The 20,241-nt window shown below is 58.6% G+C and carries 13 protein-coding genes and 1 tRNA gene; 9 read left to right on the top strand and 5 right to left on the bottom strand.

Translation table 11 applies throughout. The features are described 5' to 3' along the window. Window positions 1-380 precede the first annotated feature (380 nt). Entirely contained in the window at window positions 381-1,931 is a 1,551-nt protein-coding gene (locus UH5x_RS00460) for a 3-keto-alpha-glucoside-1,2-lyase-like domain-containing protein (RefSeq protein WP_482634327.1), read from the bottom strand. A 196-nt stretch (window positions 1,932-2,127) separates the two neighbouring features. On the opposite strand from UH5x_RS00460, the gene hemB reads away from it, so the two are divergent. The 6 genes from hemB (at window position 2,128) to UH5x_RS00430 (ending at window position 9,947) form a co-directional block, all read left to right on the top strand. Further along, on the top strand, window positions 2,128-3,159 hold the full coding sequence (gene hemB / locus UH5x_RS00455) for a porphobilinogen synthase (RefSeq protein ID WP_482634326.1): 1,032 nt from the start codon (window positions 2,128-2,130) through the stop codon (window positions 3,157-3,159). Window positions 3,160-3,302: 143 nt separating this feature from the next. Continuing rightward, complete coding sequence (locus tag UH5x_RS00450) at window positions 3,303-3,956, top strand: class I SAM-dependent methyltransferase (protein WP_236696272.1); 654 nt, start codon at window positions 3,303-3,305, stop codon at window positions 3,954-3,956. Between the two features lie 567 nt (window positions 3,957-4,523). Next, window positions 4,524-4,931, top strand: coding sequence for a GntR family transcriptional regulator (locus UH5x_RS00445; RefSeq protein WP_047814811.1), 408 nt, complete (start codon window positions 4,524-4,526; stop codon window positions 4,929-4,931). Between the two features lie 86 nt (window positions 4,932-5,017). Further along, complete coding sequence (locus UH5x_RS00440) at window positions 5,018-6,025, top strand: ABC transporter ATP-binding protein (protein ID WP_482634325.1); 1,008 nt, start codon at window positions 5,018-5,020, stop codon at window positions 6,023-6,025. Further along, window positions 6,022-8,529 (top strand): ABC-2 transporter permease, encoded by a 2,508-nt coding sequence (locus tag UH5x_RS00435; RefSeq protein WP_482634324.1) that lies wholly within the window; start codon window positions 6,022-6,024, stop codon window positions 8,527-8,529. Before UH5x_RS00440 ends, UH5x_RS00435 begins: the two co-directional genes overlap by 4 nt. Beyond that, the gene (locus UH5x_RS00430) at window positions 8,526-9,947 is read left to right on the top strand and encodes a hypothetical protein (protein ID WP_482634323.1); all 1,422 of its coding nucleotides are present in this window, start codon (window positions 8,526-8,528) and stop codon (window positions 9,945-9,947) included. The genes UH5x_RS00435 and UH5x_RS00430 overlap by 4 nt, the downstream gene beginning before the upstream one ends. Before the next feature lie 31 nt (window positions 9,948-9,978). Here UH5x_RS00430 and UH5x_RS00425 read toward each other — a convergent pair whose 3' ends face one another. The 4 genes from UH5x_RS00425 to UH5x_RS00410 all read right to left on the bottom strand — a co-directional run bounded on the left by UH5x_RS00425 (window position 9,979) and on the right by UH5x_RS00410 (window position 14,403). Beyond that, entirely contained in the window at window positions 9,979-11,586 is a 1,608-nt protein-coding gene (locus UH5x_RS00425) for a DUF1589 domain-containing protein (RefSeq protein ID WP_482636093.1), read from the bottom strand. Window positions 11,587-11,649: 63 nt separating this feature from the next. After that, window positions 11,650-12,774: a tRNA guanosine(34) transglycosylase Tgt gene (gene tgt / locus UH5x_RS00420; protein ID WP_482634322.1), complete on the bottom strand. Its 1,125-nt coding sequence runs from the start codon at window positions 12,772-12,774 to the stop codon at window positions 11,650-11,652. Between the two features lie 5 nt (window positions 12,775-12,779). Beyond that, window positions 12,780-14,111, bottom strand: coding sequence for a tetratricopeptide repeat protein (locus UH5x_RS00415; protein WP_047814806.1), 1,332 nt, complete (start codon window positions 14,109-14,111; stop codon window positions 12,780-12,782). Window positions 14,112-14,329: 218 nt separating this feature from the next. Continuing rightward, window positions 14,330-14,403, bottom strand: a tRNA-Thr gene (locus UH5x_RS00410). A gap of 997 nt (window positions 14,404-15,400) precedes the next feature. On the opposite strand from UH5x_RS00410, the gene UH5x_RS00405 reads away from it, so the two are divergent. The 3 genes from UH5x_RS00405 to UH5x_RS00395 all read left to right on the top strand — a co-directional run bounded on the left by UH5x_RS00405 (window position 15,401) and on the right by UH5x_RS00395 (window position 20,238). Then, the gene (locus UH5x_RS00405) at window positions 15,401-15,640 is read left to right on the top strand and encodes a ubiquitin-like protein Ubact (RefSeq protein ID WP_482634321.1); all 240 of its coding nucleotides are present in this window, start codon (window positions 15,401-15,403) and stop codon (window positions 15,638-15,640) included. A gap of 50 nt (window positions 15,641-15,690) precedes the next feature. Next, on the top strand, window positions 15,691-17,529 hold the full coding sequence (locus tag UH5x_RS00400; protein ID WP_482636092.1) for a proteasome accessory factor PafA2 family protein: 1,839 nt from the start codon (window positions 15,691-15,693) through the stop codon (window positions 17,527-17,529). Between the two features lie 183 nt (window positions 17,530-17,712). Next, window positions 17,713-20,238: a polyketide synthase gene (locus UH5x_RS00395; RefSeq protein ID WP_482634320.1), complete on the top strand. Its 2,526-nt coding sequence runs from the start codon at window positions 17,713-17,715 to the stop codon at window positions 20,236-20,238. Window positions 20,239-20,241 lie beyond the last annotated feature (3 nt).

Here is a 20,241-nt window from a genome sequence, read left to right as displayed (position 1 = left end):
GCCGTGCAGTCTTTAAACGCGGTGTTTGTTGCGTCCTGCGAAGCCCGCCCGAGGAAGGAGGTCGTGCAGTTTTGAAGTGCTGTGTTCCTGACGTCTTGCAAACCCCGCCCGTGAAACGGGAGGGGTCGGAAAGCGAGCGTTCAGCGAGATTTCCGGGGGAGGGCAGTCCGCGCCCATCCCCTGCTCGGCCCTCACCCTCGCGTACGCCTGAACGGCGTCGCTCGACCTCTCCCCAAACTTCGTTTCGGGAGAGGTGCGCGTGTAAAAACCAGCTAAAACGCGGCCTCGATAAACGCCACGACCTTGCAACGGGCGGGGTTGTTTAGACGTTCCGAGCACGCCCCAAATGGCCAACGGCCAAATCCATCCATTCAGCTCAACTACTTCAGTTCGCGAATTTGGATGTCACGCCAGCGAACTTCGTACGGGCCGGTGCCAGCCTTGATGCCGTGGACCTGCAATCCGAGGAACCCGTTGGTGGAGGATTCAGGGTCTTGGATATCGCTGATCTTTTGGTCGCCGATCCAAACTTGCATCCGGTTCCCGTGGGCTCGAACCAGGTAACGGTTGTACTGGTCGTTCTTGTACGCATCCTTGATCGGCTGCTCTTTCGTGATCCATCCGCGGCCGGTGGCTTCCGAGTAGAGGTACCCGGCTTCGCCAGGAGCGGATTCAATTTCGACCTGGGGACCGTAGACTCGCCCCCCCTTTTCGCGTGACTGCGAACGGATTTGGACGCCGCTGTTCAGGCCTTGGTCCACGTTGACTTCGAACGTCAGCTCAAAGTTGCCGTAGTTCTCGTTGCTGCACAAGAACGAGTTCGGGCTGCCTTCCGAGGTCGTGCCGACGAGCGAGCCATCTTCGACTCGGTACTTGGCGGTTCCGTTTTTGCGGTTCCATCCGTCCAGGCTCTTTCCGTCGAACAACGACTTCCATCCGTCTGCTTTCAAATCGGGCGCTGCATCAAAGTTGACGTTGCTGTTCGATGCGGCAGCTGCTCCATCGCCCTCGACTCCAGATGCCTTGTCGGGTTCTCCCGTCGCCGCGTCGTCGCTGCCCATTTTGCCAGCGGAAACGGCAGGCAAGGTGACGTTGCCGGTGGCGGCCCACTCGGTGCCGCGACGCAGTGTGGTTTGGAACGCCAGCCCCTTGATGGCAGGAACATCGTGTCCGAGCGTGGTGTGGAAGACACGGCCCTTCCCAAATTCGATTGTCATCAGGATCGGCTCGTGTTCGCCCGTGCCGCCCGTGGCTGGGTTGCTGTACGCGGTCGCCAACACGTTCATGTTCTCGGCCGGGCCACGCAGTTTGCCGTACAATTCATCGGCGACTTGCAGGAACGACTTGGGCAATCCAGAGGTGATGGGGTGCGAAGCATCGCGAACGACCATCATGAACGGAACCCGTTTGCCGTGTTGACCGCCGCCACCTTTGGACATGTCACGAGTGAACTTCTTTTGGTCTTCTTTCCAACGGACATAGGGACCATCTTTTTCGTTCCGGCCGCCCCAACCGCCCACGCCGATCATGCGGTTGTAGGCATCCCAGTTCGGAAAGGAATTGTCGGCCGCGTGAACGGTCACGAACCCGCCACCGTCACCAACATAGGTCTCGAAGGCCTTTTCGGTTTCGCTCGACCAAGCTTCGCCGTTGTAGTTCGAAACCACCACGTCGTAGTCCGCGAACTTGGGTGCAAAACCAGATTTGTCTTCGCCCTTGCCCGGCGCGGTTGCGACGGTGACCTGGGCGAAGTCCCCCGATTCCAAGGTGGCTTGGATCAGAGGCGTGGTCTCTTGCCACTTGTGGTTGTTTTGGCCGTCGATCAGCAACACATTCAGCGGCTTGGGCTCGGCTGAATCTTGTGCAGTGGCAACCGTGGACGAGGCGAGCACCGCGAACGCGGCGAGCAGGGTGCAAAGTCGAAATTTCATCGGCATTGAATCTGTGGGGTGGGTGGGGCAAGGTGAAATTCGAAAACGTCCCTTCCGAGACGTGGTGAAGCGGGGAATCAGTTTAGCAGATCGGCCGGGTAGGCCTGGCACGTTCTGTGACGCAAAATGGGAAACGTCTGGCGGTGAATTGTGCCTCGCCGCGATCGCCGCTGCTGTTCCTCCAACGATTTCATGGGTGCTCGTTTTGTCCCGTTTTTCTGGCCCACCCGCTCCGCGTGCCGCCTTCCCCGCCACCCGATTGCGACGCGTTCGAGCGACGGATTGGTCGCGCCGCCTCGTCCGAGAAACCACTTTGTCGGTCGACGATTTGATCTGGCCGCTGTTCGTGATGGATGGATCGGGCCAGCAACCCGTCGGATCGCTGCCCGGTGTGAACCGGCTGGGAGAAACCGAAATCGTGGCCACGGCCAAGCGAGCGGTCGACCTGGGCATCCCCGCGATCGCGTTGTTTCCGGCCACGGATCCGAAACTGAAATCCGAGGACGCGGTCGAAGCGTTCAATCCCGACAACCTGGTGTGCCGGGTCACCCGCCAAATCAAAGACGCGGTTGGCGATTCGCTGGGCGTGATCCTCGATGTGGCCCTGGACCCCTACAGCAGCCACGGCCAAGACGGCTTGGTTCGCGACGGGCAAGTCATCAACGATGAAACCGTCGACGTGCTGTGCAAGCAAGCGATCGTGCAAGCCGCAGCGGGATGTGACATCATCGCGCCCAGCGACATGATGGACGGACGCATCGGCGCGATCCGCACCGCGCTGGACGAAGCCGGCCACTCAAGCGTTCAAATCATGTCGTACGCCGCGAAATTCGCCAGCGCCTTCTACGGCCCGTTTCGCGATGCCGTCGGTTCGGCCGCCAACCTTGGCGCGGCCGACAAAAAAACCTATCAGCAATCGCCCTCTCAATCCGACGAAGCGATCGCGGAAGTCGCCCTCGACCTGGCCGAGGGAGCTGACAGCGTGATGGTCAAACCCGGGATGCCATACCTCGACATTGTCGCTCGCGTGAAAGAAACCTTCGGCGTGCCAACGTTTGCCTACCAAGTCAGCGGCGAATACGCGATGCTGCGGGGAGCAGCCGACGCGGGCTGGCTGAACGGTGACGCGGTGATCCTCGAAAGCCTGTTGTCATTCAAGCGAGCCGGAGCTGACGGGGTGCTGACCTACTTCGCCGCCGACGCCGCCGAACTGCTGCACCGCAACTGATCCAACCTAGGATGGCCTTCCCACACACCCGTAGGATGGTCTTCCAAGACCGTCCATGCAGAACACGACGGCCTGGGAAGGCCATCGTACTTGGCGACACGCCGCTTCTCTCTTCATCTGATCTTTCACCAACACAGCTCAACATGGCCGACTCGCTTTCATTCGCTTGGCACTGGGAAGACACCTTGATCGCCGGCCAAGAACGGCCGCTGGCGGTCGCCTCGGACCCCGACGCGATGCTGATCGAGGCCTGCGAGCGGCAGGATGCTGGCGAAGAAGGCGTGATCGATCCGTTTTGGGCGACCACCTGGCGGGCCGCCTCGGGGCTGGATCGATTCCTAGACCGAGTCCCGATCCACAACCAAGATGTCTTGGAAGTCGGCTGTGGAACTGGACACGCCGGCATCGCTGCTCTGCTGCGTGGGGCTCGCGTGACCTTGACCGACGGCGTGGAAGACCCGCTGCAATTGGTGCGGCTCAGTTTGTCGCGACTGGGACTGCACACGGATGTGCAAGTCTTCCGGCTGGGCGAGGATTCTTTGGCACCCAAGAAGTTTCCCTTTATCTTGGGCAGCGATGTCACGTACCTGCGAACGCTGTGGCCCGAACTGTTGCAGTCGGCCGCCGAACACTTGACCGAAGACGGGCAATTGATTCTGAGCGACCCGCAACGGTTGATCGCAACGGAATTTTCCCAATGGGTGAAAGACAAACCGTGGGACTACACCGAGCACACGGTGGAAATGGACGACGATCCCGAGCACCCCATCCGCATCATGGTTTTGACGCAGGCTTAGCGAGCCGTCTCTGACTCGGAGTAGCCGGATTCGCCAGAATTTGGACTCACCCAATTCAACGCGAAGGCCCGGAGCAAAAGTAGGCCAGGTTCCACCTGGCGATGGTGACTGGATAGCTTGCATAGCCATTGTGCCAAGCCTTCTTCTCGCCTCGCTTTCTTCCAAAGCATCGGCTTGAGCGTCAGGTACAACCTGACCTACGGCTGAAAAACTTGACGCAGAGGCGGAGAGGCGCGAAGGCGCAGAGGACCATCAACCTCCGCATAAAAATCTCGATCTTCCGAGCCACTGATTCCCTCGAATCATCCTCTCGCTTGAGCAACTCCCTGCGTCTCTGCGCCCTGGCGTCTCTGCGTCAAAGACAATCCCCGCGATCCGCGTTGCCTGACTCGTTTGCAACCAAGCACCCGTCACCAACCGAATTCTTGACGAATCCGGCTACGAAGCTGTTGCTGGCCAAAAGCCTCCCCCAAATTTTCTTTTCAAGAAATCGCTTGACCCCACTGCCTCACCGCTGTACCGTTTAACCAGTACACCAGTTAACCAGCTTTGGGCATCGGTGCGAACATGTTCTTTACAGTCGACCCTTCCAACGGCGTTCCGATCTATTCTCAGATCGTTCGCCAAGTGAAATTCGCCGTCGCGGAGCAAACCTTGCGTCCGGGACAACTTCTCCCCAGCGTTCGGCAACTCAGTCAGCAATTGGCAGTCAACCCGAACACGGTGGCTCGGGCGTTCCAAGACCTGCAATCCGAGGGCGTGATCGAAACGCTTCGCGGACGCGGCGTCGTGGTTTGCAAGGGCGCCGTCGAGCGTTGTCGAAAACAGCGACAATCCATCCTCGCCGAACGCCTGTCCGCGGTTCTGACCGAGGCTTTGCAGGCCGGACTGTCAGCCAAGGAGGTCCGCAAGCTCGTTGACGAGCAACTGCGGACCCTCGACGGAACCATCGAAGCGATTGCCGAGTTGCAATGAGCTTGCCGTGCGGGCGAGCCGGATGGCTCCTCCGCGTTTGATTCGACGCACACTGACCACCATCTCATCGAAGCAGGATCGTCATCATGAACCCCGTCATCTCGACCGATCAACTGACCATGCGTTTCCGAGGCTGTGACGCGTTGCTGGGTGTGGACCTCAAGATCCAGCCCGGGACCGTGTTTGCCCTCCTGGGAGAAAACGGTGCGGGCAAGACCACGCTGATTCGGATCCTCACCGGGTTCCAGAAACCGACCTCCGGTTCGGCCTCCGTTTGCGATTTCGATCCGCTGAAACAACCGTTGGAAGTCCGTCGCCGGGTCGGATACGTCTCTGACAACCCAGCCCTTTACGACTGGATGACGGTCGGGCAAATCGGTTGGTTCACGGCCTCGTTCTACCCGGATGGCTTCTACGAAAACTACCGCGAATCAATCGCGAAGTACGAGATCCCCGAGGACCGCAAAATTCGCGTGCTCAGCAAAGGCCAACGAGCCAAGGTCGCTTTGTCATTGGCTCTCGCGCACGATCCCGAACTGCTGATCCTGGATGAACCGACGTCTGGATTGGACCCCATGGTTCGCCGTGAGTTCCTGGAAAGCATGATCGGCAGGGCCGCATCGGGCCGAACCGTGTTCCTTTCCAGCCATCAAATCAACGAAGTCGAACGGGTCGCCGACACGATCGGAATCCTCCACAACGGCAAACTCCAAGCCTGCGAACCGCTGAACGATTTGAAGGGCTCGATGACAGAACTGACCGTGTCGCTGGACGATCCCTTGGTGGAAGTCCCGACGCTTCCCGAGCCAGCCCAAACGTTGCTGGAAGAAAACCAAGGCCGTCAGCGTCGAGTGTTGGTGCGGAACTTTGAGCCGTCCATGATCCCGGTGATCGAATCGGCCGCCGGCGTCGTCGCGGTGAAAGACCGCACAATGACGCTGGAGGAGATCTTCATCGCCCACACTCGAAAAGGTTTCTTCCGGCCAGCGGATCCGCCGGAGGGATCCCACGCGTCATCTCGCCAGTCGGATGATCCCGAGGGCGGAGGCTCGCAGTCCGATTCGGAAGTGGTCACCACGGGAGAGCGATCATGAACCATGCACGAATTTGGCAAGGACTGTTTTGGAAGGAGGCGAAGCAGATCATTCCGCTGATCGCGATGCTGTTCGCGGTTTCTGCCTTCCTGATCGTGGTTTGGGCGTCTACCTCCCAGCAACTGAGCATCACCCTGCGGGCCGCAGGCGACATTGTTCCGATGATCATGCCAGCCCTGTTTGCTGCGGGAGCCGGTGCGATTCTGATCAGCCACGAAAAGGAAACGCGTTCACTGCGTTGGCTGGCGTCGCTTCCAATTCCGACGCGGCCAATTGTCATGACGAAATTGGCTGTCGCTTTCGCGGGATTGATCGCGATGTGGCTTGGCTGCGGCATCCTGAGTTTCGTCGCCGGGTTGGACAGCGGTGGTGTTGGTGAATTGTCTGAGTGGCGACAAATCCATCCTGCCTTTTGGTTTCTCCATTCGGTCTATGTGCTGCTGTGCGGCTTTTACACGGCCTGGAAAAACAAGAACGCGTTCCCAGCATTGGTGTGGATCATTCCGCTGGCTCTGTTGCCGTTCATATTTGCGGAAATCTGGTTCGCGATCCCCCATTCATCTTCCATCCAATACACCAACGTGACACAGAAGACCTGGGTGATGAGCCTGGTGACATTGGCAGCGATTCCGATCATGGGTTGGTTCGCCTACCGATCAGGACTCAAGGATTTGCAAGCGGATGAGCCGGAGGTTCTTCCCAGTCGAAACACGCTGTCCTCGGCAGACGCTTGGCGACCACCGGATGCCCCGGTACCAACAGCGATGCCTTTTCGCGACTCGCTTGCTTCGCTGGTCTGGCAAAACATTCACGGTTCTCCGTGGATGTCGATTGGATTGAGCGTCCCATTGCTGGCTGGTGCGGTCGCCTGGTTGGTTCTGACGAATCACATCGGCACGCCATCCGATTGGACCATGGTGTTGATTCAGGTCTCAATTGCCTTGGCATTGCTGGCGGTGTCCTGGTTGGGTGTCGCGGTCTTTTCCGGCGACGGCTCGGCGACGCGACTGAAGTTCTTGGCGGACCGGGGTGTCGCTCCCTGGCGGGCCTGGGTGGGCAGACACTGGTTTGCGGTCAGCTTGATGTCAGCAGTCACGCTATTGATTGTGGGTATCCAGTCCATTTTGGGGACACCGCAAAGCTATCATTCAAACGAACAGCCTTTGATGTTTGAGGTGTCTTTGTTCACGCTTCTAGCAGTGTTTGCCATCGTGTATGGCGTGTCGCAGTGGACCAGCCAAGTCGTGCCGATGTTGGCGGCGTCTGCTTTCCTGGCTCCAGTTCTATCGCTGCTCGCACTAGTGATGTTGTCCGTCGCGGGAGTGGGCAACGGCGTTCGACTGGGGTGGTTGCTCCTGATCGCAACGCTTCCTTTCGTGGCCACCTGGTGGACCATGCGAGACTTCATGGATGGAAGGCGTGGTTGGAAGTACTGGTCGACGATGGTGGTCGCCGGCTTGCTGTTTTCACTCTTGCCCAGCCTTCCCGTTTGGATTGCGAAATCACAGTTCCCGAGCATGCCTGAAGAACGCGTGGCGGAACTGTTGCCGGAAGCAAGAAGGCTCAGCAAAGGGAGCTCCATGAACTTTGCCTCGATGCGGATGGGCGATCTAGATCTTCGCGACGACTTTTCCAGCGTGCTGGGAGATGTGGATGGCGAAACCGCGGTGCAACGGTTCCATCAGCGAAATTACACGTCGCCGGACACCTGGATGATGATTGGAGATCAAGCCGACACTCCGCTGCGGGCCGACACCTGGATCATTCAAAACAGCCTGGAGATGGCTTCACTCACCAAGCTGCGATGGAAGCAGAATCCGAGTGAGACATCAAAAGAGGAGCTGGCCGCTTTTGTTGATCGATTGACCACGGCCGCCCGACGGTTGCGACTGAGCGGCCGCTGGTTCGACCAAGAGATGGCCGACTATGTGGAAGAGTGGCTAGTCAACAATCTATCTGACGAAGCCATGCAGCCGCTTCAATCGGAGCCGTTCTTTCGGCGGGCGGCGGAACAAGTCGCAGCGTTTGACGACCGACAATCGGCTCGCCGGCGGGCGTTGCTGGTGAGCTGGCACCTGGATCTTGAACTTTCGGAACCCGGCCAATGGTATGGCGTGAGTGCAAACGACGATTGGTTTGCTCGTGTTCCACTGAACTGGCGAGCGAGCATCGTGCAAAAGGGTTTCGGCGCAGTGGTGGATCGGTGCTTGCAAATTTTGGAAAAACAGAAGGCGGGCGGCGAACTGGAATCCGAGTTCCGAGCACTGCACGAATTGCTGGGGCGGCCAGGTGGCGACTTTGAAACCGGGCCCTACAGCGACAATGCGAGCTCCGCGAAATACACTCTGCACCCTCGTCGATTCTATGGGTATCCCGCAGTCAGTTGGTTTGAAGCCTGGGAGAAGGAAGGGCAGGAAATTTGGCAGCGTTCGCAAGCCAAAACACAGGTCGAGACCGAGACACAGTCTGAATCGAATGTCCCCACTGAGGAGGAAGACCAATGAGCCAACGAGCATCTGATTTTCGATATTCCCTCTGGATGTGGTGCCCGCCGATCCTAGTGGTCCTGGCGATCGCCTGGGGTGTGGGGCGAGAGTATTGGGCCAAGGGCGAATACCGTTCCGTGGTCAACGAAATGGCCGACAGAGGTGTCCCCGTCACCACCACCCAAATTTACGATCGGTACACCGCCGCAGGAACGAACGAACGTTCAGCGGAATGGACCGAGCTATCTGATGCCGTGACTGCGTTGCGGGAAATGTCGCGAGACACAGTGGAAGGACTGGATGACCTCGTACCGCCAGATGAGCCGTGGCCAGCCGAACCGTTCGCTGCACTGATGAGTGAAGAAGCTCAGCCACTCATTCAAAAGCTCGAAAACCTGCTGAAAAGCGAGGCTTCCATCCCCGTCGAAGTATCGTTTTCCTCGCGTCGCCTGTGGATGTCAGGCAGCAACCACGGCTCTGTCCCGGAGCTTTTAGCGGACGAGTTTCGATTGGCATATCATGCCGGTGACACGGAACGTGCCATTTCGCTGCTGCGACAATGGAGACAGTTCATTGAACTGCTGGGACAATCGAGCGGGTTCCAAGCCTGGTCGCAATGGAATTTGTCGACGCAGTGGCTTCGCCTGGTTCGGCAATCGGTCACTCATTCATTCTGGAATGAGGAACAACTCACTGAACTCGTTGCTTTGACAAGTGAAATCCAGGGCTCCGATCCCGACGAATGGAACGAATCTCGGTTGTCGAGTTTTGTGGCTTGGGGTCCGCTGCAGGATGAGGGATCCTGGGTTCGCTTCACCGATCCTGACCTGCGATCGATCCAACCGTTCGGAGCATCGGCGATTCATGCGATGGCGGCTCTGGAATGGATGCAACCACGCGATGCCCTTGAATCCGATCGTGGGGTGCGACGCGATCGCAAGGGTGCGCGACGGAAACGAGATGCGGAACGGACAATCGTGGATGGGTCGCGGAGCTTGGTGTCCGTGCCCTTCGCAACGCTGAATCGCTGGATGCGACAGGACTGGGATGTCTCAAGCGCATACGGAAAACAGCAGTATGACAATTTCCACGATTCCAGAAAATGGACGCTGACGGCTGTCTATGTGCGGAAATACCAAGTTGAGAACGAACGTTTTCCCAGGTCGTTGGACTCGTTGCGATCAATGGGAGCAGACGACCGCGATTGGACGCTCAGCACCTGGGAACGCCTTGGGTACCGATTGGATGATGGGTCGCAGCAAGGGGATCAAGCTGTCGCGGTCCTCTGGACAGACGACAAAATGAACCAAGGTGAAGACGATGACCCCGGAGTTGGCCGCATCCCGTATAGCGAGCGGAAATGGGGAGCCGGTCGTGCAGAAATTTTTGAGATCTGGTTTCACCAAGATCGAGCAACCGACACACAGAGCGATTGAACGGGAAGAGAACGGGGGGATCCGAATTCGCCTACGAAAGTAGGCCAGGTTCCACCTGGCGATGGTAGCTGGACGATTGATTGCGGGCTCGCGTTGAAATCACCACGACTCGCTTTGTTCCAAAGCATCGGCGCGGGCGCCAGGTACAACCTGGCCTACGGGATTGTGGCGAGTCCGACGACGAACGTAGGCCAGGTTCCACCTGGCGATGGTGGCTGGAAGATTGATTGCGGGCTCGCGTTGAAATCACCACGACTCGCTTTGTTCCAAAGCATCGGCGCAGGCGCCAGGTACAACCTGGACTACGGGATTGTGGCGAGTCCGACGACGAATGTAGGCCAGGTCCCACCTGGCGATGGTAGCTGGACGATTGATTGCGGGCTCGCGTTGAAACCACCACGACTCGCTTTGTTCCAAAGCATCGGCGCGGGCGCCAGGTACAACCTGGCCTACGGGATTGTGGCGAATCCGGCGACGAATGTAGGCCAGGCTCCACCTGGCGATGGTGGCTGGACGAGGGATCGCGGGCTCGCGTTGAGATCACCACAACTCGCTTTGTTGCAAAGCATCGGCACGGGCACCAGGTACAACCTGGCCTACGGGATTGCGGCGAATCCGGCGACGAATGTAGGCCAGGTTCCACCTGGCGATGGTGGCTGGACGAGGGATCGCGGGCTCGCGTTGAGATCACCACGACTCGCTTTGTTCCAAAGCATCGGCGCAGGCGCCAGCTACAACCTGGCCTACGGGATTGTGGCGAATTCGACGACGAATGTAGGCCAGGTTCCACCTGGCGATGGTGGCTGGACGATTGATTGCGGGCTCGCGTTGAATTCACCACGACTCGCTTTGTTCCAAAGCATCGGCACGGGCGCCAGGTACAACCTGGCCTACGGGATTGTGGCGAGTCCGACGACGAAAGTAGGCCAGGTCCCACCTGGCGATGGTAGCTGGACGATTGATTGCGGGCTCGCGTTGAAATCACCACGACTCGCTTTGTTTCAAAGCATCGACGCGGGCGCCAGGTACAACCTGGCCTACGGGATTGCGGCGAATCCGACGACGAACGTAGGCCAGGTTCCACCTGGCGATGGTGGCTGGACGAGGGATTGCGGGCTCGCGTTGAAATCACCACGACTCGCTTTGTTCCAAAGCATCGGCGCGGGCGCCAGGTACAACCTGGCCTACGGGATTGCGGCGAATCCGACGACGAATGTAGGCCAGGCTCCACCTGGCGATGGTAGCTGGACGAGGGATCGCGGGCTCGCGTTGAGATCACCACGACTCGCTTTGTTCCAAAGCATCGGCGCGGGTGCCAGGTACAACCTGGCCTACGGGATTGTGGCGAGTCCGACGACGAATGTAGGCCAGGTTCCACCTGGCGATGGTAGCTGGACGAGGGATTGCGGGCTCGCGTTGAGGTCACCACGACTCGCTTTGTTCCAAAGCATCGGCGCGGGCGCCAGGTACAACCTGGCCTACGGGATTGCGGCGAGTCCGACGACGAATGTAGGCCAGGTCCCACCTGGCGATGGTAGCTGGACGATTGATTGCGGGCTCGCGTTGAAATCACCACGACTCGCTTTGTTCCAAAGCATCGACGCGGGTGCCAGGTACAACCTGGCCTACGGGTCGCCACCAGCCAACCCTCGCAGCACCAACTCGCAACATCCGAATTCTTGGCGAATTCGGCTACCGAGCGCTACGACGCAACCGTTTCCCGAAACGGCTCATGGCCCCAACCGGCGAGCTTGGCGTTTTTGAAGGACTCAAATTCGCCCGCTTCGATGGCGTCTCGAGTCGCCTGCATCAACCGGCCGTAGTACATCAAGTTGTGATGCGAGAGCAAAATCGGACCGAGCATCTCGCCCGCAACAAACAAATGCCGCAGGTATCCGCGACTGTGCCGGCAGGCGAGGCACGGGCAATCGTCCATCAGCGGCCGAGTGTCGAGCTTGTGGACTGCGTTGCGTAGCTTCAGCGGTCCTTCATCCGTGAACGCCAAAGCGTTCCTGCCGTTGCGAGTTGGCATCACGCAATCAAACAGATCAATCCCGCGAGCGATGTTTTCCAGCAGGTCACGCGGCGTCCCCACGCCCATCAGGTACCGAGGCTTGTCCGCTGGCAAATGCGGGGTCGTGAACCCGGTGGTCGTGTACATGTCCTCCGGCGGCTCCCCCACCGACAACCCGCCGACAGCGTAGCCTTCAAACGACATGGAGGCGAGCTCCGAGGCGCATTGCTGCCGAAGTGTCCGGTCCAACCCGCCTTGCACAATTGCAAACAGCGCTTGGTCCTCACGGTCCGCGGCGTCACGACAACGAGCAGCCCACCGGATCGACCGGGCCAGCGCGTCTTCGACTTGCGTCATCGGCGCCGGCAGCGCGATGACGTGATCCAAGACCATCGCCACGTCACTGCCAAGAGCCTGCTGGATCTCGATCGAGTGCTCGGGCGTCAATTCAATCTTGGCGCCGTCGATGTGCGAACGAAACGTCGCGGCATGTTCGGTGACCTTGTTGATCGCCCCCAGCGAGAAGACCTGGAACCCACCCGAGTCAGTCAGAATGGGTCCGTCCCAGCCACACATTTTGTGCAGCCCACCCAGGGCCGCGACCGTTTCGTGACCGGGGCGCAATCGCAGGTGGTACGTGTTGCCCAGGATCATATCCGCGCCTGTGGCGGCGACTTGATCAATCGTCAGGCCTTTGACCGTTCCAAGCGTTCCGACCGGCATGAAGCCGGGCGTGCGAACGGGTCCTCGCGGCGTGTGAAAAACGCCGCGCCGGGCACCTCCATCGGTGCCAATCAATTCATAGCGGAACAAGCGGGTCAGTCGCCCCGCATCTTCAATCCGAGGTCAGCCAACTTCTCTCGCACTTCGTTCAAGCTGGTCACACCAAAGTTCTTGCACTCCAGCATGTCGTCACCCGATTTACGGATCAGCTCACCAATCGAGTTGATCTGCAAACGAGTCATGCACTTGCGAGCACGAACCGACAGGTTGAGATCAGCGATCGGACGTTCCAGCAACGCTTGTTCGTCAGGCGACATGTGCGAGGTGTCGACAGGCGGGTCGCTGGATTTCTTTTCGCCAGCAAACTGGCCAAGCGACAAACCTTTTTGCGAAAGCATTTCGCGAATTTCAACCAAGCTGGTTTCGCCAAAGTTCTTGCTCGAAAGCAACTCTTGTTCGCTGTGGCGGGTCAGGTCGCCAATCGTTTCGATGCCCATCTTTTGCAAGCAGTTGCGGCTCCGAACGCTGAGTTCAAAGTTTGCAACGGGCATGTTCAACGTTTGTGCCAAACGGTCGTTGCGACGCTGGGCTTCTTCGTCGTAAAGCATGTTGCCGGTCGCCGAAGCGTCCTTCATGTACAACTGCGTACGCGGGTGATCGGGATGACAATCCAGGATTCGCTTGTAGCACAACTGGGCTTTGTCGTATTGCCCGTTGTCTTCGTACATCACGCCCAAGTTGATCAGGGCACCGATGCCGGTGGGGAATGCCTTGGCGGCTCGTTCGTACAAACGCAGGGCTTCGTCGTCGTTGCCCAAGCGGTCGTTTTCGAGCGCCAAACCGAACAAGGCACCCGCGTGATTTTCATCGGTCGAAACCGCACGCTGGTACAGGTTGATGGCTTCTTCCATGCGACCACCGATTTGAGCGGCGGTTGCCGCACGTTGGTACATGTAATCCGCGGTTTGTTCGGCGGGGCCGAAGATGTCGTCCAAGATCGCCATCGCTTCTTCGATCTTGCCCTGATATCGCTTGGCTTCCGCGATGCCAATTTTGCATTGGTCTTCGTTGTAGCCGGACGTCTTGGCTTGTTCGTAGCCTTCGATCGCACCGTCGAAACTCGACAGTTCGAATTGGCAACGAGCATTGTAGAACAGCGCCATCGCACTGCCATCGGCTGCCGAGAGTGTTTGAGAGGCGTCCTTGAATCGGCCCAGCAAGAACTGACAAACACCCATCTTGGTTTTGCCGGCAGGAGTCAGGGCGTCGTCCTGCTCCATTTCGTTGACCGCGTCGCGCAATTCACCAAAATGTCCGTAATTTTCGGTGATCGCCTGCCGAATTTCGGCGACGTCGCTGGGGCCGAACGAGTTGCTCGCCAGAACCATTTGCTTCAGGTCGAGAACTTCGAGTTCGACTTCGCTCATCTTCGTTTTGTCCGGGGCTAACTTCGGCTCGCTCGCACAGCGATCCGAAAGGAGGGAAAAGAGTCAGGTGGCGCTCAGGATCCTGCCAGCGAGAAGCTCTGCGGGACCTCTGTTTTTCTACGTTTCTACTGAAATACTGCCGAGAAACCGGCCCGCAAAAATGCGACGCCCAAAAGTCCCCAACAGTGAATGACAAAAATCTTTTTTTTGTCGATCTAAGCCAGCGGCCGGATTTGAACCGGCAACCCTCGCATTACGAATGCGATGCTCTGCCAATTGAAGCTACGCTGGCGACTTTTCCAGAGAATACGTGTCTTTGGGCTAAAACGTCAAGGGCCGTCGGGACAGCAGTGGACCACCCGGGAGAGCTCGAAAGTGATCCCAATGCGTAAAAAATTCCACATTTTTTTGCGAGGGCGGTAAAAATAATCCTGGAATTCCAAAAAAGTTTTCCACAATTTTCCCGCCGCACGTCCCCACACGTCGGTCACCCATGCCATTCGACCTTGTAACCCGACGCGTCAGGGCTGTCTGTTTGAATCCTAACCCGAAGCGTGAGCGAGGGACCACGTGCCATTGCAACGAGCCTGTGGGTCCCTCGCTCACGCGTCGGGTTGTGACTCGAGTCAATCGACAAGCCGGTCAGCGAGGCACGCGCAGCGAAACTCCGATCGAACATCGATGACGAGCACGAGCACGCCAAAGAGCCAGAACAGCACGAATTACCAGCCACCTTCCCAGCCACGACCCGCGTGATCTTCGCCCCGGACGGGGCCGACTTCCGTAGCTCGGGGCGGAAGCCCCAAGACCGATCACGAGAAACCAAAGGTCCGCCACGGATGGGACCAGCGTGGTGATCCGATATGGAGCCTCGCTCAAGCGCTTTCGAACTCGGCTTCGTCGCCCAACGCCCCACACCAACCCGATGCACTCGTGCTCAGTCGCGTCAGCGACGGTGCTCGTGCTCGAAACCGCCCCAACTGTCCGCGCAAACATTCCACCACGCCCGCTACGAAACACAATGCCGAACTTCCTTCACCCAGCTAAATCGGTCCTTTGGCCCCAAACGGGTCCCGGCGAGGTGATAGAATCACAGGTCATTAGAATGACGACACTTTTTGCGTTGCGGAAGTCGGTGACCGAAGCGGCCGACGGACGGCACTGGAACGAGACGACGCAAATCAACTGTCGCCGCGTCCCTGACAAAAGGATGCCGGCGGCGGTCGCAAGAACCTGTCGACACGAGCAAATGGAATCGTTCGCGAAATCAAAGGGAAGGTCTTTCGAAGATGAATGCCACACAAACACAACCTCAAAACGCAGACCAACAATCGGTTGCTGCGACGGCAAAAGAACTGGGCACGGAAGCACGTGATCGGCAGCCACCTTTGCATCCGGAGACCCCGGCTCCCTCCAACACGCCGCGCAAGGATTCACTGAACCAGTTTGCATCGTGGCTGCGACAGGACGCTCGCGACGAGGCGACGACTTACCTTCATCGAGCCAACACGCACCACGACGGCGAATGAAAACGCCAGTGGCGAAACTGGCCATCCGCCAACGTCTGTGCCGACGGCTGATGGGAATGGAGACCGAGTACGCGACCTTCGTCGATCCGCGAGACGGGGCGTTGCAGTCGGATGTCTCCGCTCGTGAAGTTTACGCCGCCTTGCGAGATGCGATTTGCCGCCAGATGCCTGCGGTGGAAGGACTGGACGGCGGGGACCGTCGGTTCTTGGCCAATGGTTCGGCACTCAACCTCGAAACCCACCTCGCTCTCCGCGACGGCCCAGGTGGGCTGGTCGAGATGGCCACGCCGGAAGTTTACCGCCCCAGTGACCTGGTCGCGTGCCAGCGCGCGATCGATGAAATCATGCGAGACGCATCCGGCGAGGCTCGCTGGTCGGCGAATCAAAACGTGGGACGACTTCGCATCCTGAAGAACAGCTGCGACGCGGCCGGTCACCTATACGGGTGCCAAGAGAATTACGAAACCGATGTGGCGACAGGCGCCGGCTTGCTGATGTATCGGATCGCCATTTGCCTTGTCTGGGCGACACAGATCGCTTGCGTCCTGATGTCATTCCCGGTCGTGATGATGATCGTCGCTGCATCGCTGATTCAACAATCGAGCCAGCACGCCTGGTCAAGGATCCGTCCTCGCGGTGATCGACACAACTCTGATCGCTCCAGGGGGCGACCGAACCCAGCTGAACAGCAGGACCGCCCCGACTGGGAAGAACCGTCCGACACGAATGAATCAGAAGAAAGTTTTGTCGCGCTGCCGAAATTCGTTCAGTGGCTTTCGATTGCTTCCTTGCGTGCGTTGCACCTTCCGTTGGTGATCGCACTGCGTGTGGTTGGGTCTCACTTTGCCTTCCGATCCCAACGCCGTCACCTGACGGGACTGCTGGTTTCGCGAGTCGCGATCATGGGAACCGGCCACCTGGATCACGACGGTTGCTTTTTTTTGTCAGGCAAAGCGCTGGGGGTGGACCGCGTGGCAGACATGGGCGGCTTCAATGGCGAGCGTCCGATTTACGTTTACGGTCACTGGTTGAGCAAGTTGTGCGGTCGTTCGTGGCGTTCGATCGGGGAAACTCGTCAGCTTTTCAAGCGTCGCCAGCGATTGCAGATTGGATTGTCAGATTCCAACCTCAGCGACCTGGCTCAGTGGGCCAAGATCGGCAGCGTGGCGTTGATCCTGGACATGATCGAAGCCAAACGAACCAAAGACTTGCCCCGACTTCGAAGTCCGATCCAAGCGCTGCGTGTTTTCAATCGCGATTGGAATCTGCTCCGGCGGGTCCCGACCAGCCACGGTGAATTGACGTCGCTCGAGATTCAAACGAAGTACTACCGCGCCGCCGAACAGTTCGTCCGGGAACAAAGCCAACGTTCCGGTCGCGAATCGGAGTGGGACGAAGCCCAGCGTGCCCTCCAGCACTGGGCGGAATCGATTCGCTTGGTTCGTCAATTCCGCAAAGACAGCAAGCAAACCGCTCAGGGCCTGGGCCGAATCGACTGGTTGGGCAAACGCTGGATGCTCGATCAAGCGGTCGGTGATGCCTCCGGTGAGCCAGCCGCCTGGATCACTCGCAAGAAAATTGACCTGCGGTATCACGAGCTGTCCGAGGACGGGTACTTCGCCCGCTTCATCGCCAATCATCAAGAGCGGGAACTGGTCACCGACGTCGACATTGAGATGCGGCGGCGGAACGCACCAGCCGATTCACCAGCGGCGCACCGCGGATGGATGATTCGCGAATTCGCCGGCGAGGTTTCAGTGGCCGGCGGCCCGACCATGCGAACGGATTGGGAACGAGCCCTGGTCGATCAAAACCGAGCCGTTCGAACGGTATTTTATAGCGATCGGACGGATGGCAACCGGGGGGCCAACCGGCAGCACCAGTCCTAACACGGCGACTCAGAAGTCCCCGTTGGCGTGGATCCAGCGGGCAGTCCAGATTTTGATTCGCCCCATGCCACGAGCCCCGCGTCGTGATTCGCCGCCCACCGCGAAACGCTGCGATAGGCTGGCCCGTGGATCGTTGGTAGGATGGAGCCCACGGACACACGCACGAATTGAATTGGGAATCGGATGGGTCGTACTGAATCGTTGGATCCGGAGCTTCGTGATTTGTTATCACGATTGCGCGACCGGGTGCGACGCTACATCGTTTGGGATTCGTTGCTCGCGATCGCCACCTTGGTGCTGGTTGTGTTTTGGGTGGCGCTCGCGGTGGACTATTTGCCGGTTCGAATCGGCGGCAGTGAAATGCCCCGTTCGGCTCGCGCGGTCGTGCTGGTTGTCGTCGCCGCGCTCGTGGTTCTGATCTTGGCCAAGTGGTTGTGGGGCAGGCTCAACCGTGATCTGCCCGATGACTCGTTGGCACTGTTGATCGAACGACATCACCCAAGCCTGGGTGGACGGCTGGTCACCGCCGTTCAGCTCACACAAGAAAACCGCTCGCACGATTCGCACAGCCCCGTGTTGTTGCGACACGTTCACCAAGAAGCCACCGCGGCGGTGGACCAAGTCGACTTTGGACGCGTGTTTCGATGGGAACCGATCCGCCGCAAATTGATGCTGGTCGTCCCGTTGTTGCTGGCTGCGTTGGTGATGGCAATCGCCAGCCCGCAAACCTTTGCCCGAGCGGTCGGGCGATTGTCGTTGCTGTCCGACTCACCTTGGCCTCGCAAGGCCGCACTCGAAATGATCGGGGTCGAATCACCGATCATCACCGCGGACGAAACCGAAGAGGTCGGCACCGAGTTGCTGGCGTTTGAAGACAAAGTCCTGCGATTGGCTCGCGGCAGCAGCACCACCCTGCGAATCCGTGCGGCAACGGAAGAACTGGGACACGTCGTCCCCGAAGTCTGCACCGTGTCGTACGTCGATGACGCGGGCAACCGAGGCCAAAGCAACCTCCGCCGGGTCGGCCGAATCCAAGACGGATATCAATCCTTCGTGTTGGACGGGCCGCCGCTGGCGACTCTTTCCGAATCGGTGACGATGACCATTCGCGGATTGGATGACCGCTTGCTGGATTACCGAATCGAAGCCGTCGACCCGCCCGCAATTGCCGACATGGAACTGGCGATTCGTTACCCCGACTACTTGCGAATCTTCGATGACGAAGAGGCCGCCGCCGGTTCCGCAGACCAAATCCTGAAGTACCAAGCAGGATTCCGAATTCGCGAAGGCAGCTCACTGACGCTTCGCGGAACCAGCAGCAAACCGCTGGGCGCCGTGGATGTCGCGACATCATCCGAGGACGCGATTGCAGCGTCCCCCAAGGATGCCAGCGAACCGGTCGTCAAAATCTCCGAGGACCGCCTGTCGTTTGAATGGTCCGTGACGGATCTGCGAGAACCAACGTCAGTGCGATTGGTGCCACAAGACGAAACGGGAATCTCTGCGCAAGCTTCGTATCGTTACTTCATTGGTGTGGTCCGTGACCAAGTTCCTGAAACCACCATGGCGATGAAAGGCATCGGCTCGTCCATCACTCCGATTGCGTTGCTGCCGATCCAAGCGAACGCGAAAGATGACTATGGGATCGAATCGCTCAGCCTGACCATGGCCGTTCGTGGCTCCGATAATGCAGAAGCCAACGCTGCCACGCCCACCAACACCGCCGAAGGCGACGATGCCAACTCGCTCGAATCCGATTGGCAACAACACACCGTCGCTCCTGAAATGGATCGCGACGGCAACGCTGACTGGACCTTTGACTTGCGAGACTTGTCGGATGACGGCACCGTGAATGGGTTGGCTCCTGGAGCAAGTGTTCAGATTTTCACAACCGCCAAGGACGGATTTGATCTTGGCGAACCCCATGTGGTCCGTGGCGAAGTGGTGCGTCTGGAAGTCGTGACCCCGGAAACCTTGCTGGCAACCTTGGAACGTCGCGAACTGGAATTCCGCTCGCGTTTGGAACAAGCGATCGACGAGACCCAACGCCTCCGTCAAAGCTTGGTCGCCGTTCAAAACGACGCGATCGATGTGCTGCAGTCGGCGGAACCGGAAACCAGTTCTGATTCCGAAGACGAGGCAATTGATTCGGAGGAGGGAGACGCCTCCGACGGTCCCAGTGCTGCGGAAGATGCCGGGGAAGAAACGGATGGCGAAGAGAACGTCCGAGCACGCCAACGCGTTCAATTGCGAATCCGCCAAGCCGAACTGCAGGCCACCAAGTCGACGGAAGAGTTGGCCGGGATTGTCGTCGGTTTAGAAGACTTGCTGCTCGAGATGGTGCAGAATCGAGTGGATTCGGTGGACCGACGCGAACGCTTGGAAGATGGCGTTCGCAATCCCTTGTCCGAAGTGGTGACGGAACCCTTGCCGCGTTTGCAGCGTCAAATCACATCCATGGAACAGGTTTTGATGGCGGAAGACGCTTCGGAATCGCCTGCTGCGGAAATGACGGACGCAGCGACAGCGGCAATTGCGACGACGGACGAAGTGCTTTTGTCACTCAACGCCGTCTTGGAAAAGATGCTGGACCTAGAAAGTTTCAACGAAATTCTGGATTTGGTCCGAGGCTTGATCAGCGATCAGGAAGAATTGATCGAGCAAACCGAAGAAACTCGAAACCAGCAGGTCCAGGATCTGTTCAAGTAAGAA

This window comes from Rhodopirellula sp. UH5 (assembly GCF_056839225.1).
The sequence above is the reverse complement of the archived record's forward strand: the minus strand, read 5'-3'. Positions and strand labels throughout refer to the sequence as shown.

What these genes read in the sequence shown, in the direction of transcription:
- UH5x_RS00445 (WP_047814811.1), top strand. Translation starts at nt 4,524, where the DNA reads ATGTTCTTTACAGTCGACCCTTCCAACGGCGTTCCGATCTATTCTCAG.
- UH5x_RS00395 (WP_482634320.1), top strand. Translation starts at nt 17,713, where the DNA reads ATGGGTCGTACTGAATCGTTGGATCCGGAGCTTCGTGATTTGTTATCA.
- UH5x_RS00430 (WP_482634323.1), top strand. Translation starts at nt 8,526, where the DNA reads ATGAGCCAACGAGCATCTGATTTTCGATATTCCCTCTGGATGTGGTGC.
- UH5x_RS00450 (WP_236696272.1), top strand. Translation starts at nt 3,303, where the DNA reads ATGGCCGACTCGCTTTCATTCGCTTGGCACTGGGAAGACACCTTGATC.
- UH5x_RS00415 (WP_047814806.1), bottom strand. Translation starts at nt 14,111, where the DNA reads ATGAGCGAAGTCGAACTCGAAGTTCTCGACCTGAAGCAAATGGTTCTG.
- UH5x_RS00435 (WP_482634324.1), top strand. Translation starts at nt 6,022, where the DNA reads ATGAACCATGCACGAATTTGGCAAGGACTGTTTTGGAAGGAGGCGAAG.
- UH5x_RS00400 (WP_482636092.1), top strand. Translation starts at nt 15,691, where the DNA reads ATGGGAATGGAGACCGAGTACGCGACCTTCGTCGATCCGCGAGACGGG.
- UH5x_RS00460 (WP_482634327.1), bottom strand. Translation starts at nt 1,931, where the DNA reads ATGAAATTTCGACTTTGCACCCTGCTCGCCGCGTTCGCGGTGCTCGCC.
- UH5x_RS00440 (WP_482634325.1), top strand. Translation starts at nt 5,018, where the DNA reads ATGAACCCCGTCATCTCGACCGATCAACTGACCATGCGTTTCCGAGGC.
- UH5x_RS00405 (WP_482634321.1), top strand. Translation starts at nt 15,401, where the DNA reads ATGAATGCCACACAAACACAACCTCAAAACGCAGACCAACAATCGGTT.